This is a genomic window from Nostoc sp. C110, assembly GCF_043099725.1.
GTDB classification, from domain to species: Bacteria; Cyanobacteriota; Cyanobacteriia; order Cyanobacteriales; family Nostocaceae; genus Nostoc; species Nostoc muscorum_A.
The window spans coordinates 2610334-2636585 of the sequence record NZ_CP171148.1 but is presented as its reverse complement, the minus strand read 5'-3'; the positions used below and the strand labels follow the sequence as shown (position 1 = coordinate 2636585).

The following is a 26252-nucleotide window of genomic DNA, read 5'->3' as shown; positions in this document are numbered from 1 at the left end:
TTTACTCCTCCCAAGCCAGAGTGCGTTTCACTGCTTTTTGCCAAGTATCAAAGTTAGATAATGGCCTATCGCTCCTCGGTTCAAACACACGCTCAATTTGCCGTTGCTGCACCAGCGCTTCGTAGCTCTCCCAAAATTCTATAGCTAAACCTGCTGCAAATGCTGCACCCTGAACGGTCGTATCGCGCATTATCGGACGTTCAACTGGAATACCTAATACATCAGCCTGAAATTGCATCAAAAAATTATTTTCGCAAGCACCACCATCTACGGTTAATCGACCAACTGGAGTACTGCTAGATGAATTAATTGCCTGTACTACTTCCAAAACTTGATACGCGATCGCTTCCAACACGGCGCGTACTAGATGCTCTGGTTGGACACTGGCGGTAATGCCGAAAAAAGCTCCCCTAGCACTCATATCCCAATATGGTGCGCCCAGTCCACTAAATGCAGGCACAAAGTAGACTCCGCCATTATCTGTCACCTGATTTGCCATCGTTTCACTTTCAGCAGCAGTTCTAATTAGCTTGAGGCGATCGCGCAACCATTGAATACAAGCTCCACTAGTAAACATACTACCTTCTAAGGCATAGCCTATATCCAATGCTCCACTTGGATTTGATTGTGTCCATGCCACCGTAGAAATAAGTTGATGGTGCGAGCGCACAATTCGATTGCCTGTGTGAGCTACCAAAAAGCTACCAGTTCCGTAAGTACATTTCATCAAACCGGGGCGATCGCAACCATGACCAAATAGAGCTGCTTGTTGATCCCCCAAGATCGCAGTAATCGGAATTTCAGCACCCAACAAAGCCGCATCAGTAACTCCAAATACTCCTAAACTAGGCTGAATCTGGGGCAAAATATGAGCCGGAATTTGAAACAGATTTAGTAAATTCTCATCCCAATCACAGGTTTTGAGATTCATCAACATTGTCCGGCTGGCGTTGCTGTGGTCAGTAGCATGGACTTTTCCACCTGTAAGATTCCACAGCACCCAGGTATCAATAGTACCTGCTAAAACATTGTTTAGGTCAACGTCTGTAAACTTATCTAATAGCCACCTAAGTTTGGTAGCAGAGAAATAGGCATCAATGATTAATCCAGTGCGATCGTAAATTTCATCAGCATAGCCTTGCTCTTTTAACTCGTGACAAAGGGGAGCAGTGCGACGATCTTGCCAAACGATCGCTCTATGGAGTGGTTTACCAGTAGTTTTGTCCCAAATCAAGCATGTTTCACGCTGTACAGTTAGTCCCAATGCTGCGATCATTGATGGAGTAATCTGGGCATTCTTAATGGCGGTTTCTATCACCCAACAGGTATCTTCCCAGATTTGTTGAGGGTCATGTTCTAACCAACCGGGCTGAGGATAATACTGAGTTAGTTCTTTGTATGCCTGCCCAACAATCTTACCGTCTGCGTTAAACACAAAGGCGCGGTTGCCTGTTGTACCTAAGTCTAATGCTAAGATGTAGCCCGATGATAGAGTTGTGTTGCCAAGTGTGTGCATAGCTGCTTTGACATACTGCGTAGGTGTAGCCCAACCTAGGCATAGTGATTTTAGAAATGCGTATTAAATCACATATACATTATTTTGTGTACATTTAGGTCATCTTTTCTCACCAGATACCCATCTGTAATTAATGGAAATCTTTCAAGATGATGTGTTTTTTTGAGTCAAAACTGATAATACCTTGTTCTTGTAATTTACCCATCAATCGTGTAATTGTTACCCTGGTAGTACAACAGGCGCTAGCAATATCTTCGTGAGTAAAGCGAACACTTAGGCGAGTTCCCTCCGGCACAGTTTCACCCACTTCTCGTTTCAAAAGTTCTAATAGATAGTGCAAGCGCTCTTGTACTCGCCGCCTTCCAGAAATAACTAAAAAAGATTCTGTTTGCCGTAACCTCTGATTGATTTTTGGTAAAAGCGTATGGCTCAGATTTGGAGAAGCCTCTATCTCTGCCGCGTAAATTGATACCAACTTAACATCAGATAAGGCTGTTGCTTGGTAGATATTTAAAGAAGTCAAACTAGAGCCAAAAACCATTCCTGCTGTTGCCAATCCTATCAACACTTCTTCACCCGTTTCACAGTAAGTATTGAGTTTGACCAAACCCTGAGAAACATACCAAATTACTAGTGGATTGAGTGGAATAGTTTCTCCTTTGGAATGTTTATGCACTTGACGATCGTTGAACAAATCGCCGTCATTATTGACTATTCCTGATTCTAAATACTGACGGTCACTAATATTACGCATTATCCAACGCAGAGAGATTGCCTTACCTTGCTGATTGCGGACAACTGTCACTGTCAAAGCTGCATCAAAAAACTCACCATGACGTTTTTGCAAGCGTACCAATAACTCTTTAACTCTGTCTGATTCAGATAACTGGATGAGTTCGCAGCGAACCTGTTGACGTTCTCCTAGAGGAACAAAGTTCATCATTGGTTTACCCACCAAAAAATGCTTTGAAACATTGAGCAACCTCGCTGCGGTATGGTTAGCTTCTTGAATCATTCCTTCTGTATTAGTTACTAAATAGCCGTCCGGCGCAAACTCGAATAAATCTTGGTAGTGTTGGCGTTCTGCTTCTAGCCTATTTCGTGTTTCTAATAGTTCCTCATTTTGCTGATACAGTTCTTGTGCCGCTAACTGTACTATCTTTAAGGTGTTATAGAGTTCCTTTAAAGCTTGCGGCAGTAGATCCGGTGGAATCCAAGGTAATACACTAGCAGTTTGGTATAAATCTGCTAAACGCTTGTGCAATATTTCTGTACGTTGGATAAATTTTTCTATGTTCACCTTAAATTGCCGCTACTTGTTTGCAGAGGTTGAGCAAAAAAAATCTACTAGTAAGAAATTATGGAGTGTCTATTAATACTTATAGATGTTTGAATACTTTATTACATCAAGCCTACGGTATTTTGATAGTTATTACGTCTACCTTTGGTCGGACAATTCGGTAAAATAAGCCAATAGGAGCGCCTAACTTGCTGACCTAAGATTAGGCTCATTTATAACCAAACTAATAAGCCAGTAAAAATTAGGACTAGTATACAAACTTATATAAGACAGCATAACCAGAAAAACCCCGTTCTCAAACTGAATTTCTCACTATTGTTTAAGCCACTTTGTCATTCCCCCAATGAATGATTTAGTGTTAATGATAATTGTTTTCAATATTACCTAGAATAACTGATAATATTTTCCCCAACTTCCATCACAAGAATCAAGCCACTACTACCAAAGACATATAATCTAAGTTAAGTTTGTTTGTGCTTATAAATACATTTATTGATAACAAATTTCACAACAAGATTTCCAACTTCTGTAAAAAGTAGGGAATCAAAGTCTTTCGATCTTAAAATCAATTATAGAATTCTTTAGCACAGGGCAAAGGAAAACTGAAGTTTGCCAGTCATATAAAATACCAAACGGAATTCTAATTACTGAATTCTGTTTGGTAAATTAAAAATAGGCGTATAGGAAATCACATAACAACTTAACAATTATCCGCCTCTTTAGTTAGAGGATAAATGAAGCTGTCAGCTGATGTAATTTAACAATGCGTAACAGCTAATCAACGCGCAAGTTATGAGGAGTGATGGGTGAGGTGTCAATACTATAAAATCTCGTCACTCCCTTTTATTTGCTTCAATTTACAGCGCTTTTCAAGTAATTGAACTGCACTGTCCGATTCTCAACTCCTCGTCTCAGTTGTGGTGTAAATACCTAAAATCTGCTGTATTAACTTAACGGATGCCATCATTATCAATAGCGCTGTAGCTATCGCTGGGGAAAAGCCCTAACCAGGGGTCATAACTAGGAGTTAAAAAAAGTTGGGCGTATACTTGCTCATTTAGGGCTTCCACACTGCTTGTTTGCTTTCCTTGCATAAACCATTGATGAATTTGGCTGTGTAGCATATATTCATTTCTGACTGTATCTAAAGCCATCGTGGTTTCAAATTTTTTCACTATTATCGGCAAATTATCTTCTTTCGTGTTGACAGGCTGAGACTTTTTAGCTCTGATCAAAGAGATGCTATTTTGATCTAGCTTGACATCGCTGGCATAGAGTTGAGCGATTTTGTTCCAAACTTCCTGGTCGGTAATTTCAGCTAAAGCATTTTGATTCCGTTCAGCATCAGACTGAAAAGCACTCAGCATTGGCGTTTCAACTCTCATCTTAGAAACTGCTAAAGAACTTGCTCTTTCTGCTGTAGGTGGCTGACTGGGATTGCTCGGAACTTTCACCAACTTAGGGGGAGACTGGATACCCAGGCGGGATAAATCTGCAACCCATTGGGCTTGGATAGAGTTTAAACGATCGCTGTGGTATTTTCTTAAAAAAGCCTCGCGATCGCTTTTTGCAAGTTTACTATAATCTTTTACCGCTACTTCAGCCTGCTTTAACTGAAGTAAAAATGCTTTGGGACTATATAATCCTGGAATTGCGTCGATTGGACGACCCGATGCATCTAATATATAGTGAATGCTATTGCCTGTAATTGTCCGCTCCAACTTGCGTCCGTCGCCAAAATCAATAGTTACTTTGGGTACAGGGCGCACCGATTGCCAGTGCAAGATAAAGTGGTCTTGAAGCAGCTTAGAAATTTCACCATTCGGATACAGCGCTACCCTGAAAAACCTACTATTGGCACAACTCAAATCCTGATCCAGTCTGCCCAGCAACCGCAGAGATAAAATAGGTTTACCACTAGTTCTAGCAGCAGCTTTGGCTTGCTCTATATCAGTGTACCAGTACAGACGAGAGGCATAACAATCTCGTTGTTGACAGAGTTCATCTAAAGCTACCCGGAGTGCAGATGAAGGTAGAACCGCATCTGAAGAATTAATATTTAGCCTATTCGCATGAGATTTGAGAAATAGTTGTAACCCGCTTGGACCTTGTTTCCGAAGTACAGAAACTTCTTGAGATAGCTTAGAGATTTCAGCTACAGGAGTTTGAGCATCAGCTGTCTGCAAAAAACTGAAGCTGACTAGCATGAGTGCGAAAGGATATTTGAAGGTTCTAAATTTCATATATTTTCAGAAAAATAGGGAGCGTGGGTATTGCTATTCCTAACTAGAGAAGTCTAGTCTAACTTGTAAGAATCCCCAGATGCTCTGAAAGTTTCAGATGGGATCGTAAAGCTTAAAATATCGACATAAGCTCAAAAAATTCTCACTTGATTGTTGGCTGGTGAACGGGATGCGTCTTTAGGATGTGTGGAGATAAACAAATAGTATCTATTACTGAACGTATACACGTATTTATTTACATAAGCTACTTCATAAAGCTCAGGTTTTATTAAAAGTTCATATACTTTCTGCTTTAGTTACTTAAATATGCGAGTTAAGAGTTGATCTCCTATAAACTAGCTTTATTAAAAAATCAGTAGTATTCCTCTTTTGTTAATAGGTGAAATACAACTAAAGTATAAATGGTTGTGCTGGCTTAGTTGATGAACAAAAGCGTCAGCTATTTCAGGTGTATCTATTTGCTAACTCTCTAACAGACTGATTCAGCAGTCTTGAAACAAATATTCTCTTTTGATTAAAGAGAAATTTACATCACCCTTAATTTATAGGGTATTTAATTCGGTACGCTTAAGCTTTTTCAGATATTAATTTACTAGTAAGTGCTAGTATTCATTCACTTATAAAACCCAAGCTCAGGTTTTATAGGACAACATTGCCATGATTTAAATCCTATAGCTACGGTTTATTTATAACTAGGAGCAAGCACAACTCCTTGAAAATTTGAATATTTACCAACCCATTTTGCAAATCTCCATGCAACAATATTTTTCTCATATACTCATACTGGCATTAGGAACAACTTCGACTTTGATGATTACTCCATGTCAAGGTCAAACTCCGGTAAAGCCCAACAATCAAAATACTGAGAATATTAGTTCCGTATCTTCAAATTCACCTTTGGCTATTCCATTGAGTGATTCTCCCAATTCTACTAATAACAAACCAACTATTCTCTCTGAGGTAAGCAATAACTCTTCTGTTGTTAATGCAAATATAGCTGCAACGAAGCCAAAGCCACGGCTTCCTATATTCAGCAGAATTTTTCCCACACCTTCGATGCAGCAATAATCAACGGCTAATATTTACAGGACGTTCAAATTTATTGAGTGAAAATATGACTCCAGCAACAGAGATTCTAATTGTTCTCTTTTGCTGGGGTGAGAAGCATCTCATCAATAGCGGTTCTCGTTTGTATGCAATATACCCTGACTACACTTCCATTTCCCTCTTTTAAAAGAAGAGAAGATTTGAGTGTTATCCCTCAACATAACAAGGTTGAGGCTATGGTCTATATTGAACTCAACTGAGAACCGCTATATATGTTTGTTTGTTAATTTGACTTTGTGAAAGTAACAATGCAAAAATGTGTTCAGAGTCAGTATTACCATTAATTTTTTCGTAAAAATCTTGAGTCAAAGTGCTGCGGATTTTTCTGTGTAATGTTTTGTGGAAATTTTCAATCCTTCCATTGTGAATAAATAGCTGTTGTTGATGTTTAAAGGGCTGACAATTAGCAAAATCTACGGCTTGTTCGGATGTAGCACTGCGGACATAAGCAAGCACACACTTGGATTCAACGTAACGGCTGAGACTGGGTAAGTTTATATCATTCCAAATAGGTAGGGTATTTTTGTAGGTAAATGGTTCGATATCTTTTTGGCTATGATACCAACCCACACCAAAACCATCTGCATTTACTACCCCAGAAGTCATTTCGCGGGGTTTATAACCCTGAACTATGAGTGAGTGTTCTGGTTTATACAAAAGATGCTCTAAAGAAACAGGCGAACCAAGGTAAGCAAGTAAACGGCACATGATGAATATTCCACCTTTTATTAACACAATTATTGGGCAACAGCCTTACCCGCTTTTATTCGCCATCATTAGTGGTTCCCACTTATATGGTTTTCCGTCACCTGATTCTGATTATGACTTGCGTGGGGTGCATATTTTACCAGTTGAAAAAGTTGTAGGATTAGAAACTGGGAATGAAACTATTGAAGTTTCAGAAATTCGCGAAGCTTTAGAAATTGATTTAGTAACTCATGATGTCAAAAAATTCTTTTTAATGCTGCTTAAAAAAAATGGCTACGTATTAGAACAACTATACTCACCTTTAGTATTAACAACTTCACCCGAAGCCGAGGAATTAAAATTTATTGCCAAAGGTTGCATTACTCGTCACCATTATTACCATTATATTGGTTTTGCTGCAACACAATGGAAGCTTTTTGAAAATGAACACACGTATCGCTTAAAGCCTTTACTTTATGTTTATCGAGTTTTATTGACAGGGATTTATTTGATGCAAACAGGTATAGTTGAAGCTAATCTAATGAAATTAAATGAGGTTTTCAACTTACCATATATTCATGATTTAATTACCCAAAAGCTAGCAGGAAAAGAAAAGTCTGTTGTGTCAAATGTTAATGTAGATTTTCATCAAATAGAATATGAACGTCTGCGTCATAAATTGCAGGAAGCATACGAATCTAGCCTATTACCTGAAGTACCTTCAGCGAATGCGGCTTTACATAATTTGCTAGTACGCCTGAGAACTAATGTAAAATTACGGAAATAAGTTTTATTTGTAAATCCTGTTTGAAAATATTCTTCTTGCTTTCAATACTTCCAACTAAAAAAATATCCAATTTGTAGGATGCGTTAGATAGAACGAGGTAATACACCGCGATATGTGAACTAAAAGCACCCTACAAATATCGGATAATTTATTTTTTGGTATTTCCTTAACTATTAATTTCTAACTTTTTTACAACTTCAAATTCCAAGCAGCAAAAGCTAAGGTACCCCAACCAGCGAGAAAGGCTGCCCCACCTAGTGGTGCGATCGCTCCCAAGGACTTAATACCAGTTAAGCTAATGGCATACAAGCTACCTGAGAAAATAGCAATGCCAGCGAGAAACAGCCATCCACTAGCGATGAGAGTGGGTTGAGGGGACTCAGCACGACTAATTAGTATTGCTACTAGAAAAAGTGCCAGAGCATGATACATTTGGTAACGAGCGCCAGTTTCAAAAATTTCTAGCGATCGCTCACTAATTTTTTCCCGCAAGGCATGGGAAGCAAAAGCACCAGCAGCAACTGACAAACCGCCTAAAATGGCAGCTATGCTCAAAAAAATCTGCGTCATTAGACCTAGCCGTAAGTTGGTAAAATAGTCATTGGTCATTAGTCATTGGTGAATAACAAAGGACAAATAACAAAGGACTATTGACAAATGACAATTAGACATCAAAATGATATGATACTGCCCCTTCTTCGTTCACCTTAAAGTTTGCATTGAATTCTTTAGCTTTTTCGTCTAAATACTGCCTAGCATGGGCTGCGGGTAGTTGTGACTTCATTGCAAAGCCTAAAACAGTTACACGCCCATGATTTTCTTGTAGCATCCCATAAAAAATCGATTGCAAGCGATCGCTAACTTGTTGATTAAGGGCCTTTTTTTCTTGCCGACTTTGACGATATAATCCCAATGCTAACCATGTGCCCAATGTTAGGCTGGGAACACCAAAAATTAGACGTTCTACCGCAGTATTATCAATTACAGGGGTATCTGTTGGTGCTACGAACTCAATCGAGCCATCCCAGGATAAGGGTAGGGTGATTGATTTTTCCATAGTCGTTTTATTAAATACCTCTGCTGCTGATAGCATTACAAACATAAATCCAAATGTCAGTAGCCAGCCGGCAGCCAATTTTTCAGCAGTTTTCATAGTTCCACTTCAAATTTGAACTTTGCTAGCGATTTTAACCTGACTTTCGTAAAGGTTCTACTATATAAATCTACTCCCGGCGATGGTTTTTTAGCTTTTGTAAGGGAATTCTTGCATACCTTGCTAGTGGTAGCCTGTCAAGAAACAACCGAAAGATACGGCTTGTTCGTAGTTTGCGCTGTCTTCGCTAAGTGCAAACTACGAAACTATCAAATTAAATTTGACAGACTAATAATATTTATCTTACTTGCGTGTAGCTTCTAGTAGGCGAGAAAAATAGAAGCGAGTCTTCGTCATCGCCTTTCGTTGCAATGAAAAGCCATTACTTTCCAAGATTCTCACCACATCAGCTTCACGATGCAAATATGCACGAGTCGCTTTACTTGGCCCAGGAAAGAAACTGCCAATTTTCTTGAGTATAGTCAGGGCACAGGTCTTTGGCGCAAAACTGAGAATTATCCGTGACTGTGCTAAAGAACAGAGATGAGATATCATCTCATCGGCTTTTTCTTGGGGATAGTGAATGAGAACATCCAAGCAAATAACGGTATGGTAGCTACCGCTCAACGATTCCAAATCCTGCACGGCAAAAGTGGGATTTTCCTCATTTCCCAAGGTAAGCTTTGCTCTATCCTTGCCTTCTTCCACCATTTTTTCAGAGATATCGGTGGCATAGACTTTGGCTCCATCTACTGCTAAAGGGATGCTGAGACTACCGACACCACACCCAGCATCGCAGATTGATAGCTCTGGTAAATTGTTATCAGCCTTTAACCAGCCGATAACTGTATCTACGGTTTGCTGGTGTCCATTGCGAATGTCTAATTGGACTTTGTTGACTTCGCCATCGCCGTAGATTCGCTTCCAACGGTCAAACCCTGTGGAATTGAAATACTCACGAACAATCGTTTTATCGTCGGCTGCGTTCATAAACTCTGATTTTTAGGGGTTCCCAATGCTTAAAATTATCATTGATAGGAACTCATAAGTACGGTCTTCCAGATTTTTCTAGATATGGTGCAGAAAAGTAGGGACACAAATATGTGCGCCTCTAATCATTTAAACGAGAACTGCTATATTTGAGTAAATATTACCGTTTTATGACTCATTAACACCATTTACTACTATTTAAACATTCATTCTTTTCTTTACTATAAATTTCATTCTTATTTCAACCTGTAGATGTAGACAACCCCTTCTTTAGGTAGAGTCGTGATTGCGATCGCAACATTTATGCTGTTAACGATTTAGCTTTTTGTAACCAATAAAACTGAATCATAGAAAAGTTTTAAGTAAATTTTCTTAGAGCTATTGTATGTTTTCTATTTAATCTTAATTATTTAGACATGGCACTGAACTCGTTAACAGACAGTCCTATCGTTGCATTTACGATTCTCCTAACAGTAATCTTTACTGTACCGCCGATATTTGAAAAACTACGACTACCTGGATTAGTGGGGTTGTTAGTCGCAGGTATATTATTAGGACAAAATGGACTAAAGTTATTAAACCCTGAGTCTGAAACTATCAATCTGCTCTCGGAGATCGGCAAGCTTTATTTGATGTTTGTGGCAGGTTTAGAAATTGACTTAGAGCAGTTTCGTAAAACTAGAAATCGCTCAATTGGGTTTGGTATTTTAACATTTTTAGTTCCACTTCTTGCTGGCATTGCTACAGGAAGATTATTCAATTTTGGTTGGAATGCCTCCTTCCTCATTGGTTCTTTACTGGCTTCTCATACTCTCTTAGCATATCCAATTGTAAGTCGTCTGGGAGTGGTAACTAATGAAGCTGTAACCGTCACGATTGGTGCCACAATTTTTACTGACACAGGTGCTTTGCTAGTATTAGCAATTTGTGTTGGAATTCATGGAGGGCAATTCTCCGCCATGAGTTTAGCGATTTTATTGGGTGGATTAGCAATTTACACTGCTGTTGTCCTGTTTGGCTTTGACTGGGCAGGAAAAGAGTTTTTTCGCCGCTCTGGGGATGAACAAAGTAACCAGTTTTTGTTTATATTACTAGCATTATTTTTGGCATCTGTCGGAGCGCAGGTAATTGGAGTTGAAAAAATTGTTGGTGCGTTTTTAGCAGGTTTAGCTGTCAACGACGTTCTGGGGCGTAGCCCAGTCAAAGAAAAAATCGAGTTTATTGGTAGTGTTTTATTTATCCCTTGTTTCTTCGTGGACATGGGATTATTGATCAATATCCCTGCATTTATCAAAACCCTCAGTTCAATTTGGCTGACTCTGGTAATTGTAATAGCTTTGATTGGCAGCAAATTTATAGCAGCATTTTTAGCCAAATTATTGTATCGCTACAACACTGCGGAATTGCTAACGATGTGGTCATTGTCACTACCACAGGTAGCAGCCACACTAGCAGCAACGTTGGTTGCTTATCAAACTGTAAATCCTGCTGGTGAACGCTTAATCAATGAAGCTGTCTTAAACAGTGTGATTGTCCTCATGCTGGTGACTGCTATTTTAGGCCCAGTGATCACATCACGATTTGCTCCTTCCCTACAGCTTTCTCAGACAGATTTTGAAACAGATAGTTTGACAACTTGGTGGCAAAATAATGAAGATGAGCAAGTAGAAAAAAATCAGTATCCATTTACTGTAGTAGTGCCAATATACAACCCTCAAACCCAGCGCTATCTAATAGAAATGGCAGCACTACTGGCTAGTCATGAATCTGGAAAAATTGTGCCATTGGCTATTACTAGAGCGCATATTCAGATGGATGATCCGCAATTAGTAACAGCACTTGGTCAAAGTCGAGAAAGATTGAATTTAGCTAAAGAAATTAGTCAAGAATTTGAGGTAGAAGTATTGCCAGCAATTCGGATTGATGATGATGCAGCGTTGGGAATTAGCCGTGCCAGTCGAGAACAAAATGCTAGCTTAGTAGTTATGGGCTGGTCGCGGACAACAGGTTTGCGTGCCCGCTTATTTGGTAGTGTAATTGATAGCGTTTTTTGGTCTTCTCACTGTCCAGTAGCAGTAACACGCCTCTTGAGCAGTCCTAAAACAATCCAAAGAATTCTTGTACCAGTTGGAGACTTAACACGCCAAACCATCGGTGCTTTAAGGTTGGCCCAAATTTTAGCTGATGTTAATCAGGCTGAAGTTGTGCTGTTACACGTATGCGATCGCAAAACACCTCAGACTCGAGTAGAAAACTTTGTATCTCAATTGTCTGATATTACCTCTAAAAGCCAATTAGAGGTGAATACAAATATCCAAACAATCAGGGGTGATGATATTGCTAGAGTGATAATTCGGGAGGCTCAGGCGTTTGATTTAGCTGTGTTGCGTTCCGTTCGTTATCGCACAGCCGGCGGATTAGCCGTCAGCGAAGTGACAACGCAGTTAATTCGAGAATTGAAATGCTCAATTGTATTGCTTGGAGAACCCCACTCATGATGTGGGGAGTAGTGTGGGCTAATCTTCATAAATTAATGAAAGGTACGATCGCACGCACTAAACTGTTTAATGAGCTTGTAGCCAATTAAGCAAATCAGCGATCGCACTAAAATCTAACAAAGCCTCACCCAGTGCTTCCAACTGTTCTAGAGAAAGACTTTGAATTCGTTCCCGAACTTCGTCGGGTAACTCTCCTACCCGTTTTTGTAGCTGTCGTAAGACAAGTGCTTGCTCACCTTCCCGTTTTCCTTCCTGTTTTCCTTCCTGTTTTCCTTCCTGTTTTCCTTCCTGTTTTCCTTCTTCCTTTCCTCGCTCGTAGCCAATGCGCTCGCCTGTAGTAATGTAACTCATGGTACGCTCCTGCTCGAATAACTTAAATTCTTGCCAAAATTCTGCTTCTAACGCTTTTGGTAAAATCATAACCCAATCGATAAAACGATAGAGGTTGCGAATATCCCTTTCTTGCAGCCCTTGTTCATATAGTCGCCGAATTAAGCTAAATTTCCAATTTTTCCGTTCTCCTGGCTGTTTACTAGTTTGCTGGGTTTTCAAATGTGCCATTACCACCGTTGCAAACGGATTATCGCTATTCTCTAACTCTGTCCATTGTTGTTGATAATCCAGCAGTTTGATAGTTCCAAATCTAAAATTCAGACCACAATCGGGATAATTGTAACTGTATTGATTTGGTCTCCAAGTAGAGTCAGCATCACACAAAATTGCTAGGCTAATGGCTGGTTGAGCAAATTTGTCAAAAATTCGCAGGTTGTAAGAAAACATCCTTTGAGCAAAGTCATCTTCCGATTTGGCCTGAACTTCGACATGAATCAACAGCCAAATTTCCTCTCCTTGAATTTGCCAGACTTTGACTAACTTATCTGCATATCTTCTACCAAGTTCAGCGTCCCGTGCTATTTGTTGAAATTCCTTGTCGAGAAACTCATGGGGACGTTCCCAATTAATTAATGCTGCTGTTTGGGGGAAGAAAAACTGCATTGCTTGGGGAAAGTAGGCTTCTAAGATTTCTTTCCACGGCGAATCGTTATCGGCTCTTTCTCGTTCCTCGATCATCAGTTGATTGGTAAATTTATGTTCTTAATAGTAAGGTGTGAGCAGCCAATATTTTCAGGCAGGTTAGAAGTTCGTCTTTGGCATACATTCCCTTTAGCTTGTAAATCAGTCAAAATGAGACTTGATGCTTAAAATTGTTTTTGGTGGGATCGCTCATCGTCTTTCGAAAATTCGCCACAGTCCTGATAATGTTTTCACCGCAGACGACAGGGAGAAATAACGATCGCTCTCCACGGAAGTTTCATTTTTCTCCGGAAATAGCAAAAATTTTTCATCCAACAAGAGAAATTTGCTCATTTTATTATTAATTTTTGTAAAATTGATGTCTTCAAGACTAGAAACCTGATATCTAGATAGCTAAACTAACAAACAGTGCATCTGTACTGTTAATTATTAAAAGTAGATGTGGCGCTATAGGGTGAATGATCCCAGTACAACTTATCCTCAAAAACTTTCTTAGTTACCGTGATGCAACTTTAGATTTTCGTGGTTTGCATACGGCTTGTATTTCGGGTTCCAATGGTGCGGGTAAATCTTCGCTTCTGGAAGCAATCACTTGGGCAATTTGGGGTGAAAGCCGTGCCACTGCTGAAGATGATGTCATCTATTCTGGCGCAAAAGAAGTTCGGGTTGATTTTACTTTTCAAAGTAACCAGCAAAAATATCGGGTGATTCGTACCCGAATTCGGGGAGGTACTAGCGTTCTTGAATTTCAAATAGAAATCCCATCTGGGTTTCGCTCACTTACTGGCAAAGGGGTAAGAGCAACCCAAGATTTGATTTTAGAACATATCAAGCTCGATTACGATACATTTATTAATTCTGCTTACTTACGTCAAGGCCGTGCCGATGAATTCATGCTCAAACGCCCGACAGAACGTAAAGAAATTTTAGCGGAGTTATTGAAACTCAATCAGTACGATGATTTGGAAGAACGGGCAAAGGAATCTTCTCGTCAGTTCAAAGCAAGGGCAGTAGAGTTAGAGCGTTCTTTGGAGTCGATCAAAATTCAGTTGCAACAACGCGAGACAACCCAAGCGCAAAAAGTCGAGTTAGAAGCTGAACTCAACCAACTGCAACAGGTGCAAGCCTTTGATAATATTCAATTACAAAGTTTGCAAGTTGTCCAGCATCAGCGCCAAAACTGGGAACAACAACTCAGTTTTGTAAAGCAGCAATACCAAAATCTTACTCAAGATTGCGATCGCCTCCAACAAGAACAATCAGCTATTGGCTCTCAGCTATCAGATTTAGAAAAAATATTACACCAAGAAGCTGAGATTAAAGCTGGGTATGCCCAATATCAAAGTCTCCAATCTCAAGAAGAAGCCTTTGCTACCAAATTTGAAGAATACACCCGCGCTGGGCAGACTCGCCAACAAAAACAACAACAGCTTACCAAACAAATTCACGAAATCGAACGGCAACTGCAACAAGCCCAAGCGCAGTTAGAAGCTTTGCAGCAACAAGAGCGAGATATTCAACAAACTCTAACTAAATCAGGTGAAGTCGAAGCTGCTTTGGCACAATTAACCGCAGCTCGTCACCATGTTGCTCGCTTAGATGAACTGCAAATGCAAGTGACTCCGTTGTTGCAACAACGATCAACTTTACAAAGCCAACTGGATCGCACTCATGCTGGTTTAGTCGCGCGACTCGAACAACTCCAAAGTACTGAGAACCAATTGCAACGCCAGCAGCACCGCCAACCGCAACTACAACAAGCGGTAATGGATGTGGCAATACAGATTGAGGAACTGGATAAAAAGCGGGTTTATCTGCAACGAGTCCAGGAAAAAGGGCATGAAAGGCGACACTTTATTGAACGTCTGCAAGCTCATCAACGTGACTATGAAAAGCTATTGGGAGAATTAGAGCAGAAATTACAAATGCTGCAAAATCCTGAAGCTCTTTGTCCATTATGTGAGCGTCCTTTAGACGAACATCACTGGAGCCGAGTGGTGGAAAAAACCCAGACTGAGTTAGAGGATACCCAAGGGCAGTTTTGGGTAGTCCGAGAACAAATGGCTGTGTCTGACAGAGAAATTCAGGTACTTAGGCAGGAATATCGGGAAATATCTCAACAATTGGCGGGCTACGATGGTTTACGCGAACAACGGGGACAGTTAGCAGCCCAGTTAGAAGCTACAACTGATGTCCAACAACAGTTACAACAAATTGCTGCGGAAAAGCAACATTTAGAGCGATCGCTCCAAGCTGGTGATTATGCTCCCGATAAGCAAGCTGAACTCCGCCAGTTAGACCAATATCTGCAACAAGCTAATTATAATGAACAAGACCATGCCCTCGCCCGGAGTGAAGTTGAGCGGTGGCGATGGGCAGAAATTAAACAAGGGCAGATTAAAGATGCTACTAAGCGACAAGCGCAACTATTAGCCCGAAAACCAGAATTACAATCCCAAATTGCTCAATTACAAGTCAGAATCCAGCAGGATCAGACTAATTCTGAATGTGCTAAACAAATTGCGGCTCTTGAACGTCACATTACCGAAATTGGCTACAGTTCCGAGCAGCACAATAATCTGCGTCTAGCTGTTCGCCAAGCTCAATCCTGGCATTTGCGGTATCAACAACTGCTATCAGCCCAGCAGCAGTATCCCCAACTCCAGACGAGATTGCAAGAGTTGGAGGAATCTAGAAGCGCCAGAGTAACGGAACGGCAAAAACTTGGCGGACAAATCGAAAGCATTATCCAGCAACTACAAGCAACAGCTAACCCGTCTGCCCAAATTCAAGCTTTAGAGCAGCAGTTAGCAATCCGCAGACGGCAACTCGATGAGCAAATAGCCAAGTTGGGGCGTTTAGAACAGCTGGCGCTTCAACTGGAAACGCTGCAAATTCAGTATGAACAACAGCAGCAGCAACTCCAATCTTGCAAGCAGGAATGTCGTGTTTATCAGGAATTAGCGCAGGCTTTTGGTAAAAATGGTATCCAAGCACTGATGATTGAGAATGTGTTACCACAACTGGAAGCTGAGACAAATCAACTACTTTCGCGGCTGAGTGGTAATCAGTTCCATGTCCAATTTATTACTCAAAAAGCTGGGCGTAGTCCTAAATCAACTAAGAAAAATGCCAAGCTGATAGACACCCTAGATATTTTAATCGCCGATTCTAGAGGAACGCGATCTTATGAAACTTACTCTGGTGGAGAAGCCTTTAGAATTAACTTTGCCATCCGTTTGGCACTGGCGAAATTATTAGCGCAACGGGCAGGGGCGGCGTTGCAATTGTTGATTGTGGATGAAGGTTTTGGTACACAAGATGCCGAAGGATGCGATCGCTTGATTGCAGCGATTAATGCGATCGCTTCCGATTTCGCCTGCATCCTCACTGTCACCCACATGCCCCACCTCAAAGAAGCTTTCCAAGCCAGGATTGAGGTGAATAAAACTCAAGAAGGTTCGCAGTTGAGTTTGTCAATTTAATTGAATTTTACCCGTGCATCCAGACCATAGGAGCGAAGCATTTTCGTTAGGGTTTCGGCTTGTGCGCGATCGCTAAATGCCCCAGCATTCACATAATCCCCTAGATGGGATTGCTCTGTAACCGCATTGGGTATATATTGTTGCACCTTACTCAGAGTATCGTTATTCGAAATTGGTATTATTACTCTATAAGGATTACTAGCAACTAATGTGTTGCCATTAGTCCCAGGTACAGCATAGCCAGTAGCAGGAGGTAATACATAGCGATTATTTTCAGGTGTAGCATAGCCAGTATTAACAGGTACTAGATAGCGAGTTTCAGGTAATACAGAGCCATTAGCTTCAGTATAATTACCCCTAGTTGAGCTATCCAACCCTAATGCTTGCCAAGTTTGCCAATCTACATTTCCGGTAACATTAATTCGAGAATCTTGCTGGAATGAAATTACGGATGCTCTAGTGTAATCACTGAAAAATCCATCAGGATTGGTATTAGAGAAACCCAACTGCGATAAACGCTCTTGAACTAATGCGACATTATCTCCGCGATCGCCTACAGTCAGATAATCTCTGCTCGGTTGTTGAGTAATAGATCCACCAGTTGAGACTCTACGCACTGCATCTAAAACTTGAGCATTGGCAATGCCATCAACAGGTAGACGATAATTTCGCTGGAATTTGATCACAGCATCTCTAGTTATTGGGCCAATCTTCCCAGTAGGACTAGTATTAAAATAACCTAGCTGCTGCAAGCGCCCTTGTAGTTCTCTCACTTGTTGAGTAGAAAGACTCGACGATCTAGACGATCTAGCTTGAGTTGGAGAGGAACCTAGTAGTGCATTCCAAGTTTGTCGATTCACAATCCCGTTAGCAGCTATGCGATAATTTCGCTGCAATTTGATCACGGCATTTCTAGTCATTGGGCCGAAATTCCCATTGGGAGTAGCATTCAAGTAGCCTAACTGCCGCAGACGTTGTTGTAACCTTGTCACGGCTGCACCAGTTTTGCCTTGAGAGAGAACGGGATATTGACCACTTGACCGCGATGCAGTACTAGTATTCCTACTTTGACATGCTCGTTGTAATGCTTGTTGCGTATTAATACCCACAACCCCATCAGCAGGTATTCTATTAGCTTGCTGGAATCTGATTACAGCACTTTGAGTCAAACTAGCAAACTTGCCACTCACTGGGCCATTAAAGTAGCCTAACTTTTTTAAACACCTCTGGCTACTGGTAACTTCCGGCCCATTACTTCCTATTTTTTGAAGTGCTGAAGCTTGCCCTGCGACACTCAGAAGCCCCGTAATTATTGCCGCAGACAAAAGACGCATCGCCGCACCGCTAGATAACTTTTTCAAATTCAAAAATTTGAAATTAGCTACGTTAGGAACAACCTTGACGCTTTCAGATGCCTCATAGACTGAGGCAAGCTTGGTTAAATAGCTATTTACCCCTGTTTTCACTTGCTTTTTTTCAAGTTATGACCATACAAGATTATACTGTTTTCTCTGTGTCATGTTTGTTATTTGTATGATTCTTTACAAGTAATTTTTCAGAAGAAGCAGGAGGTAGGGGAACTGCTCTGAACAAGGGAGAAAAATTAAAAGAGCCATCACGGTTTCAGAGCAACAAAATTACTTATGGAATTTTTATTGCTCTGTTTTTTCTGTATCATCTGGTTTTTCAGGCTTTTGTTCATCAACTTTTTCAGTATTACCTGCTTTCACCCAACCTTCTTGTTCGCTATCTTCCAAACGGATCTTTTGCCAACCTTTGTCTTCGCTTTCTTCCAAAATAATAATTTTTTGATTAAAAGCAACCCCACCAATTTTTTCAGCCTCTAGATTTGGTTGCGATCGCAAACTCAAGCCTTCAGCCCAACTAACACGCCCTCGGTAAGCTCCCGATGGCAATGCTTTTGGTGATGGGGTAGCCTTTGGTGATGCTGTGGGAGTAGGGCTTGAGCTTGGAGACGATTTAGTAGATGTCCCAGGTGTCAGGCTGGGTTTAGCTCCTCCAGGCTCAGTTCCTTTTGGAGCTTGGGCTTTCACCGAGGGACTATCGTTGGAATAAACAGGTTTAGCAGGGGGTATGCCGGTGCGATTCATAAAATAGAGTGCAATTGCAGCGCCGCCACCTATTAGGACAGCGATCGCTAAGAAAATCCCAAGTATAAATTTTGTTAAGCCAGACAACATAGTTAAAACCCGATCGCCAGTGGTCAATAGTCAATAGTCAATAGTAATTCATGATTAACTGTTGACTATTGACTCAGCAATTATTAACTAATCAATTATTGTAGCTACTGCCAAATGCGTTTACGTAGTGCGCCGGAGGCGTTCGCTTAAAGGATTGTGTTTCGATGCTAAACGCGCTCTCCCAGCCGCCGCCCATTCTTGGAGTTGCTGAATTTGCTCTACAGCAGTTCGCGCCAAGGGGATAATTTGACTGGCGGCTTCTAAAATATCGTCAGTAGCAAAGTCGCGGTTTTGGCTAAATCCAATATGCATAGCTTCAATTAAAGTTTGCTCAATCTCTGCCCCGGAAAAATCAGGCGTTTCATAAGCTAACCTTTCGATGTCATAACTTTTCAAGTTATGGGGGCGCAATCGGGATAAATGAACATCATAAATAGCTTTTCTCTCTTCTTGGGTGGGTAATCCCACAAAGAAAATTTCATCAAATCGCCCTTTACGCAGCATTTCCGGCGGTAGGGCTTGGATGTCGTTGGCGGTGGCAACGACAAAAACGGGTGAGCTTTTTTCGGCTAGCCAGTTAATAAAAGTACCAAACACACGGCTGGCTGTTCCTGCATCACCTTTGCTACCAATTCCGGCAAAGGCTTTATCTATTTCATCAATCCACAAAATACAGGGGGCTAAGGCTTCAGCTACTTGGATCATTTGCCGAGTTCGAGATTCTGATTCACCCACCAAACCACCAAATAACCTGCCCACATCCAGACGTAGTAAGGGTAAATGCCAGTGATGAGCGATCGCCTTTGCCGTCAACGATTTACCAGTTCCCTGAATACCCACCAACATTAAACCACGGGGGTGCGGTAATCCGTACTGTCGGGCCTTATCAGTAAATGATCCTCCCCGACGGATCAGCCAGTCTTTGAGGTTATCGAGTCCACCGATATCAGAAATTTGCTCAGTGGCGGGGTAGAAGTCCAAGATTTGGGTTTGGCGGATAGTTTGGCGCTTTTCTTCCAAAACCAGATCCACATCTTCTGGTTGCAATTCGCCGTGGGTAGCGATCGCTTTTGCTAAAACCCGACGAATCCGTTCCATCGAAAGCCCTTGACAAGAACGCACTAAGTCATCTAAAACTTTGCCAGAAAGGGAGTTACCAGTACTTTGTAGTAAGCGTTCTACCTCAGTTTTAATTTCTGCGGCGGCGGGTAAGGGAAACTCGACGACTGTCAGAACTTCGGTTAAATCGTCAGGAATGGCGATGCGTGGCGACAGTAGGACAATATTTTTTGGTTGCGACTTGAGGAGTCTGGACAGATTGCGGAGTTTACGAGCGATCGCTACATCATCTAAAAAGCGATGATAATCTCGGAGAATCAATACCGCAGGTGCGGAAGCTGGTAATTTTTCGATAAATTCTAAAGCTTGTAGCGGGTTACGTCGCCCAAACCCCACATCATTGGGGTTTCCCTGATAGCCATCGACAAAATCCCAGGTATACACTGGGCGATTACCCTGGTTGGTTGCTTCTTCCCGGATAGCTGCTTCTACCCGTTCTTCCTCATAAGTGGGAATATAAATCAAAGGGTAGCGGGCGCGTAGCAGCAGTTTAAACTCTTCACGGAAGTTCATATTTTGCTGTTGTGATTAGTTCTTCTTTCATTGTTCAGCTTTGTATCGCTTATAACAACTAAAAACTAATAACAAGAATTCTAGGCTACTATCCACAAGTTTACAGAGTTGTCGGTGCGATCACTCTGTTTTGATAGCATGATCTAAATTATTAGGTGGTTGATACAATTTAATTGTGGCACTTCTGTATTTGTCCTTGCCAAAAACTTTTCTCAAATTGGATTGAACTTGAAATTTTTCTCAATAGTCTGGCTTTACAAGAGTGAAATTTGGAATTCGCTTTAAAATTTTTTCTGGCGATAAATTAAAAGAAAGAGCCTGAGCTTGATCGGGAATGCTCACTCTAGAAATATGTATTCCTTGTAAACAAAACGGGCACCATATTACCATGTAGCCTATCTTTGTTTGCAAATCACCAACATATTGAAAATCAACTCCTAGCTGATAACAATTTGGACAAGCTAATGCGGGTGAATTGGGCAAGAAATTATTAATATCACTGACTAAATACATCCATTTTAGAAAAAGACTCTTTCTTTTTTGACTCATGGTTGCCGCGCAAGTTGATATAAATTAAGCTTACATAAACTAATTTAGATACTTTTGTAATAGTGTGGCAAGACTAAGATGATGAATTAAAAATTTTGGGAAAATCCAGTTTAAAATATAATTTAATTTTTCTCTTAACACCATTTTTGTCTTGCAGCGCCATTAGGAGCGTTAGGTACTATAGACACATATTTTTTGTACAAAATAGTTAATTGCGCCGTAACGCACCAAATGGCACTTTAAAAAAGTTAAATTCCAGCTACGATCCCGGAAGTTGCTTTTTCAAAGCTTCCAGAGAAGCCCAACGGTTATCAACTGGAGTTTCAGGACTATCAGAACTATCAACAGTATTACTTACAGGAATACCTGGACAATTGCGATCGCATAATTGTCGCTGAGGTACTGCCAAACACATCTGCTCATACAGCCATTCGTTGGGATAAAAATGACCATCGGGTGGCAGGGTTTCAAGCAACTCTTCCATAATCACTTCCCTTTCTAGGGGCAAGTCATTTACTTGATTTGCAGCTTCGTCTAACCAGATGATTTCTTTGGTATCAAGCCCTAAGCGGCGATTGTATTGCTGCAAGCAGCGATTGCAGGTACAAGTAATAATTGTTTCTGCCTGAGCAGATACTTCCAGGTAAGTACCATGATGCTGCACGCGCACATGACCGCGAACTGGTGTCAATGTTTCCAGACCAGGCAGAAATTCTTTAACCTGAACTTCCTCTGTCCGCTCCGGGGCTTTAGTTAGCTGCGGAATATAAATTGCGTCCATAGGATTTGTGAGACATCCTCACGAAAATTAATGGTGATTACCAGCAATAATACTGATACTACATTTTTATTTTAGCTTTTAGGAATAAGAGAAATTTTGAAATTATATTGAGCTTTCAATTAACTCTTAACTCCTGTAGAGACGAGATTAATCGCGTCTCTACTAACCCCTAACTTCTTCCAACGAAGCTGGTCGCACAACCAGATGACGATGCGGTTCTTTACCGCGACTAAAGGTTTCCAAATCTCCAAATTCCTTCAAGAAGGTATGGATTTGTCGCCTTTCAGCAGAACTGAGAGATTTTATTTCCACTTCTCTACCAGAAAAGCGCACTTCATCGGCTGCTGCTTCTGCTAATGCGCGAATTTCGGCTTCTCTTTTGACCCGGTAGCCATTCAACTCAATAGTGTAAGAGGCTTGGTCCTCTGGGGGTTGGCTCAGGTTTAAAACCGAATTTGCTAGATACTGAATCGCATCTAGCACAGAACCATCAGTACCAATTAATATCTGGATTTGTTCTGTCGTCAAATTAGTTTGATCGATTGTCAACCAGTAATTATCTGGTTCTGGGGAATCGCTGTCTTGAGATTGGGGAGTTTCTAAATGACCCTGAATCTCAGCAGGTACTCCAGTGAGTTCCAGCAGGGTTTTTAACCACTGCTGACCTCGCTGCATAGAAATATTGCTCATGATCCCCCTGTAGCCTTTTTCTTAGAACTTTTCGGTTCAAATGGCAATGCTTTTTGTTCGATGACTGTTGCTTCTTTCTCTTGAGTTTCTACAATTTTTTGCAGTTCTTCTGGTAGAGGTTCGCGGGAGAGAAGATAAGTTTGTGCAGTTTGGAAAATGTTACCAATCACCATATACATCAGCACCCCGGCTGGTAGGGGAAAGAACAAAAACATCCCAGAAAATATGACTGGAGTAATTTTGTTAACTGTATCTTGCTGCGGATTGCCACCACTGGAATTTTGCCCAGAAAGCATTTGGCTAACATAAAGGCTGATTCCAAAGAAGACGATCATAGCGACAATATCCCAGTGGATTGTGCCATCTGCATCTTGTGCGCCAACTCTGCCTAAAGCATCAATGAATAGAAAGCCTTTTTCTGCTGCTAGTCCGGGAATTGTTCCTTGAATGCTAACTTCTCCTGGCTGCAAGGCTTCTACATTGCCATCAGCATCAATTTTTATGCGATCTTCGCCTTTGGTTACTTTCCAATCAGGAGTTAGCTTATTTTCTGGGTGTTCTGCTAAAAGTACCTGAAATGGTTTGCCTTCAACAGTCTGATATTGGATCTTAGTTTGTTCTCCCACCGCTAGTTTGTTACCACTGGGAAGGATTGCAGCTACTTTGACGTGTTCCCCATCTGCAATATAAATATTTTGAGGAGCAGTCGCAAAGGCTTGCGGTTGAATTTGCTCGATTTGTTCTGCGGGAACGATTTGCAGGTTAACGCTGTAGTTTGCACTTGCAAAAGGCGAACCCCGCAAAGTGGCAAATAACGCTAATAAGACCGGCATTTGTACTAATAATGGAAAACAGCCTGCTAAGGGGTTGCCAAATTCTTTTTGGACATTGACCATTTCCTCCTGCTGCTTTTGCGGTTCATCCTTATACCGCTCTTTAATTTCTGCCATCCGCTTCTGCATCAGAGGTTGTACAATTCGCATCTTCCGCATGTTGCGAATTGAGCCAGCACTCAGGGGATAGAGCGCGAAGCGGACTATCAATGTCAAAGCAACGATCGCCAATCCGTAGCTAGGCACAATACCATAGAAGAAATCTATGATTGGCAGCATCACGTTGTTCGAGAGAAAGCCGATACCAAAATCCATTATTCTGAATTCAACCTGAGGTACTGTAAACTAACTGAATCTAATTTATCTAAATCATAAATTATGTGCGACTACCCTTAGCTACGGATAGCCGCACATGCCAAAAGTAGGGAAGTAGGGAGTGGTATGTATTTTTTGGTAAGTGCGAAGTTCTGAATTTTGTATTTTATCTGAGCAAATTCGGCATTCCCTATTCCCTACTCCCATCACTTATTAGCAGCTACCGTATATTCGGGATTTTTCGCAGCAATTCTTTCATTAATGTAGTCATAGACTTCCCGGAATTTGGGAATTGCACGCAATTCGAGACGACTGCCGTTTTTTAGGGTTAGTACCATATCTCCCCACAAGCCAATGCCACGGGGGATTGTGACAACTTTGACAATTTCTGAGTAAATTATGTCAGTGCGATCGCGCCCCTGCCAACCTCCGCTTACTGTAACTCGGCGATCGGTGATGCGGAAACGCAGCCACAATGCTCTGACAATTGCCCCAACTGTCAATGGTATCCCGACAATGGTTAGTCCAATCAACAGGTTGACAATTAAATCCCCAATATGGGGGCCACCTTCATAATAAACATCTTCACGAATTCCCATCGAACACCTCAGCTTGTGCCAACAACTGCTCTAATTCTTGCAGAAATTGTGGGCTTACGCACTTAGATTCTGCTGCTGTGGGTTTGACAATGAACACTAACCGCCATCCTGGTGATAATTTGGGTAGCAAACTATATAAAGCAGAAGTAATTTGCCGTTTGATTCGGTTGCGAACCACTGCCCTTTTGCTGACTTTTGTGCTTATAGAAATGCCAATGCGTATGCTGGAAATATGCAGTGAGTCAATTGGTTGTGTAGTCTGAGTGGCAGTGTCCAAAGAAGGTTTTCTTGAAGACGACGGCTTTAAGGCTCTCAATGTTAAATAAGAGCCATTACGCCGAATTCCTTCCCGGAAAACTGCCTGAAAATCCTTGCGGGATTTTAGCCGATTTGCTTTAGGCAAAGCCACAGATACTCTTTTAGCTTAAATATGCCCTAAACGCTCAAACGGTGACGGCCCTTTTTTCTCCTAGCTCTAATCACGTTTCTACCATCTGGTGTCCGCATTCTGGCACGAAAACCAGAGGTTCTTTTTCTCTTACGGCTAGTACCGCCTAGTGTTCTTTTCATACTGTTCTCCTCTTAGGTGATTTTTATAAAAACTCACAATCTCTAATTGTATCACTTTTTTAGTGAATTGGGAATTGAGCATTGGTTACACCCAATCAACACTCTTAATTGATGCTCAAAATCCATGTTCCCATGTAGCGCAATAGTGGCACATCACCAGGGGAAAGCACTTGGCAATTAAAGTAGTAAACACCGCCAAAAGATGGATTTTTCACGTTAGATAAGACTACCTCAACTGCGCTACCTGCTGGTACAGGCTCTTGGGGAAAAATATTAATCAGCTTACCTTCTTTGTCCCACTTCACCTCAGAAAGCGGAACTGCTTTGCCTTTGACTCGGACTTCAATTTTGTTCTGGTCAAAAGTTCCTTTGTAATAATTAGGGTAGGTAATGGCAAATTGACCAACAGCCAATTTCATTCTTTGGGCTGGAATCCTTAATATATATCGATCCCAACCATTGGCTTGTCCACCAAAATCTAATCGGAAGGGCAGTTGATTTTCGGCTTTAACGCCGCTAAACAGCGTAAATCCAGGTAAACTTTGTGCCCAAGTCAGGGTTGGAAATCCAGTCACCAAACAGCTAGTCACGGCTAAAGCGGAAAGTAAACGTCGCATAATTGAGCTTCCTCTACCAAAAAATAAATCTGTTATCTAAAATAACCGTGTGTTAGTATTCGTTACTAAAGTTTACTACTCACTTCCTGACAATTGACGTTCAGTAACAACAAAAAGTGCCATCCTCTCTGATGTTTAGACGGCAGTAAAACTACTTAGTAATAAATATTACATGCAATCAATTTACTTTATTACCCTTATAGAGTACTGTTTTTATGACTAGGTTGGTCAAATTTTGAACTCAATAGAAACACCGTTGGGATTGGATTGTGTTTCTAAATATGTATAAGTGTTTCTAAATTTGAGAATTTTGTTATAAAAATTGAGGCGTGCCATCAGCGATCGCCAGTTAAGTTGGGCTAAATTGATTAAAATAGGTTGGATTGGAATCAAAGTCGTAATCATTAAAATTTGATTTGGAAATTATAAAGCCTTCAAAATTGGGTCAATATTACTCTATAAGACAGAAATACCAAAATTTCTCAATCCCGAAAATAAGCTGAAGATAAAGATGCAAAATTTGGGAATCAATTTAGGATGTGCAATACGTAACCCTGTTTGCAACTATCTGAAAATATGACATCTGCGAACGGCAAAGTCAGGCATTGCCTGGACAGCTAAGAGTGGGAGAGGAAAGTTTCAAGGTTCAATCTACAAGTAAAAGTCATAGCTGATGTTCCTGCCTAAGTACTATGAATACGGGATATCCCTCATCTAGACAATC

23 protein-coding genes and 1 pseudogene are annotated in these 26252 nt (G+C 41.0%); 4 read left to right on the top strand and 20 right to left on the bottom strand.

Annotated features, from left to right (window positions below; translation table 11 throughout):
• Position 1 precedes the first annotated feature (1 nt).
• From glpK to ACFFRD_RS16860, 3 genes are all read right to left on the bottom strand, one after another.
• Entirely contained in the window at positions 2-1516 is a 1515-nt protein-coding gene (gene glpK, locus ACFFRD_RS16870; RefSeq protein WP_392482432.1) for a glycerol kinase GlpK, read from the bottom strand.
• A gap of 130 nt (positions 1517-1646) precedes the next feature.
• Positions 1647-2816: a PAS domain-containing protein gene (locus ACFFRD_RS16865; protein ID WP_392482431.1), complete on the bottom strand. Its 1170-nt coding sequence runs from the start codon at positions 2814-2816 to the stop codon at positions 1647-1649.
• A gap of 950 nt (positions 2817-3766) precedes the next feature.
• Positions 3767-5059 carry a hypothetical protein gene (locus ACFFRD_RS16860; protein ID WP_392482430.1) on the bottom strand — a complete coding sequence of 431 codons (1293 nt, stop codon included), beginning with the start codon at positions 5057-5059 and terminating at the stop codon, positions 3767-3769.
• Between the two features lie 753 nt (positions 5060-5812).
• On the opposite strand from ACFFRD_RS16860, the gene ACFFRD_RS16855 reads away from it, so the two are divergent.
• Positions 5813-6127: a hypothetical protein gene (locus tag ACFFRD_RS16855; protein WP_392482429.1), complete on the top strand. Its 315-nt coding sequence runs from the start codon at positions 5813-5815 to the stop codon at positions 6125-6127.
• Positions 6128-6385: 258 nt separating this feature from the next.
• Here ACFFRD_RS16855 and egtC read toward each other — a convergent pair.
• Positions 6386-6874 (bottom strand): annotated as a pseudogene (gene egtC, locus ACFFRD_RS16850) (ergothioneine biosynthesis protein EgtC); the annotation flags it as partial.
• Here egtC and ACFFRD_RS16845 point away from each other — a divergent pair.
• Positions 6873-7640, top strand: a complete 768-nt coding sequence (locus ACFFRD_RS16845) for a DNA polymerase beta superfamily protein (protein ID WP_392482428.1) — start codon at positions 6873-6875, stop codon at positions 7638-7640. The pseudogene egtC and the gene ACFFRD_RS16845 sit on opposite strands and share 2 nt — an antisense overlap.
• Before the next feature lie 189 nt (positions 7641-7829).
• Here the strand turns inward: ACFFRD_RS16845 and ACFFRD_RS16840 are convergent, their stop codons facing one another.
• From ACFFRD_RS16840 to bchM, 3 genes are all read right to left on the bottom strand, one after another.
• The gene (locus ACFFRD_RS16840; protein ID WP_114081098.1) at positions 7830-8210 is read right to left on the bottom strand and encodes a DUF423 domain-containing protein; all 381 of its coding nucleotides are present in this window, start codon (positions 8208-8210) and stop codon (positions 7830-7832) included.
• A 94-nt stretch (positions 8211-8304) separates the two neighbouring features.
• A complete protein-coding gene (locus ACFFRD_RS16835; RefSeq protein ID WP_114081027.1) occupies positions 8305-8793 on the bottom strand; it encodes a hypothetical protein in 489 nt (162 codons plus the stop codon).
• Between the two features lie 243 nt (positions 8794-9036).
• On the bottom strand, positions 9037-9723 hold the full coding sequence (bchM, locus tag ACFFRD_RS16830; RefSeq protein ID WP_392482427.1) for a magnesium protoporphyrin IX methyltransferase: 687 nt from the start codon (positions 9721-9723) through the stop codon (positions 9037-9039).
• A 416-nt stretch (positions 9724-10139) separates the two neighbouring features.
• Between bchM and ACFFRD_RS16825 the strand changes: the two genes are divergently transcribed.
• Positions 10140-12221 (top strand): cation:proton antiporter, encoded by a 2082-nt coding sequence (locus ACFFRD_RS16825; RefSeq protein ID WP_392482426.1) that lies wholly within the window; start codon positions 10140-10142, stop codon positions 12219-12221.
• A gap of 66 nt (positions 12222-12287) precedes the next feature.
• Here ACFFRD_RS16825 and ACFFRD_RS16820 read toward each other — a convergent pair whose 3' ends face one another.
• Entirely contained in the window at positions 12288-13292 is a 1005-nt protein-coding gene (locus tag ACFFRD_RS16820) for a DUF4351 domain-containing protein (RefSeq protein WP_179075113.1), read from the bottom strand.
• Between the two features lie 422 nt (positions 13293-13714).
• Here ACFFRD_RS16820 and sbcC point away from each other — a divergent pair, with 422 nt between their 5' ends.
• Positions 13715-16741, top strand: a complete 3027-nt coding sequence (gene sbcC, locus ACFFRD_RS16815; protein ID WP_392482425.1) for an exonuclease subunit SbcC — start codon at positions 13715-13717, stop codon at positions 16739-16741.
• On the opposite strand, the gene ACFFRD_RS16810 is transcribed toward sbcC, so the two are convergent.
• The 12 genes from ACFFRD_RS16810 to ACFFRD_RS16755 all read right to left on the bottom strand — a co-directional run bounded on the left by ACFFRD_RS16810 (position 16738) and on the right by ACFFRD_RS16755 (position 25933).
• Positions 16738-18207 (bottom strand): peptidoglycan-binding protein, encoded by a 1470-nt coding sequence (locus tag ACFFRD_RS16810; RefSeq protein WP_392482424.1) that lies wholly within the window; start codon positions 18205-18207, stop codon positions 16738-16740. The two genes, sbcC and ACFFRD_RS16810, sit on opposite strands and share 4 nt — an antisense overlap.
• Before the next feature lie 186 nt (positions 18208-18393).
• Positions 18394-18942 (bottom strand): SH3 domain-containing protein, encoded by a 549-nt coding sequence (locus tag ACFFRD_RS16805; RefSeq protein WP_392483089.1) that lies wholly within the window; start codon positions 18940-18942, stop codon positions 18394-18396.
• Positions 18943-19062: 120 nt separating this feature from the next.
• On the bottom strand, positions 19063-20574 hold the full coding sequence (locus ACFFRD_RS16800) for an AAA family ATPase (protein ID WP_392482423.1): 1512 nt from the start codon (positions 20572-20574) through the stop codon (positions 19063-19065).
• Between the two features lie 240 nt (positions 20575-20814).
• On the bottom strand, positions 20815-21123 hold the full coding sequence (locus ACFFRD_RS16795; protein WP_163926906.1) for a hypothetical protein: 309 nt from the start codon (positions 21121-21123) through the stop codon (positions 20815-20817).
• Between the two features lie 259 nt (positions 21124-21382).
• Entirely contained in the window at positions 21383-21904 is a 522-nt protein-coding gene (locus tag ACFFRD_RS16790; protein ID WP_163926907.1) for a DUF177 domain-containing protein, read from the bottom strand.
• 162 nt (positions 21905-22066) lie between these two features.
• The gene (locus ACFFRD_RS16785) at positions 22067-22594 is read right to left on the bottom strand and encodes a protein jag (RefSeq protein WP_392482422.1); all 528 of its coding nucleotides are present in this window, start codon (positions 22592-22594) and stop codon (positions 22067-22069) included.
• Positions 22591-23742 (bottom strand): membrane protein insertase YidC, encoded by a 1152-nt coding sequence (gene yidC / locus ACFFRD_RS16780; protein WP_163926908.1) that lies wholly within the window; start codon positions 23740-23742, stop codon positions 22591-22593. The genes ACFFRD_RS16785 and yidC overlap by 4 nt, the downstream gene beginning before the upstream one ends.
• A gap of 206 nt (positions 23743-23948) precedes the next feature.
• Positions 23949-24341 (bottom strand): PH domain-containing protein, encoded by a 393-nt coding sequence (locus ACFFRD_RS16775; protein WP_163926909.1) that lies wholly within the window; start codon positions 24339-24341, stop codon positions 23949-23951.
• On the bottom strand, positions 24328-24750 hold the full coding sequence (gene rnpA, locus ACFFRD_RS16770) for a ribonuclease P protein component (protein ID WP_163926910.1): 423 nt from the start codon (positions 24748-24750) through the stop codon (positions 24328-24330). Before rnpA ends, ACFFRD_RS16775 begins: the two co-directional genes overlap by 14 nt.
• Before the next feature lie 26 nt (positions 24751-24776).
• On the bottom strand, positions 24777-24911 hold the full coding sequence (rpmH, locus tag ACFFRD_RS16765; RefSeq protein WP_012408291.1) for a 50S ribosomal protein L34: 135 nt from the start codon (positions 24909-24911) through the stop codon (positions 24777-24779).
• Positions 24912-25015: 104 nt separating this feature from the next.
• Complete coding sequence (locus tag ACFFRD_RS16760) at positions 25016-25528, bottom strand: DUF2808 domain-containing protein (protein WP_163926911.1); 513 nt, start codon at positions 25526-25528, stop codon at positions 25016-25018.
• A 228-nt stretch (positions 25529-25756) separates the two neighbouring features.
• Entirely contained in the window at positions 25757-25933 is a 177-nt protein-coding gene (locus tag ACFFRD_RS16755) for a hypothetical protein (RefSeq protein ID WP_163926912.1), read from the bottom strand.
• Positions 25934-26252: the final 319 nt, after the last annotated feature.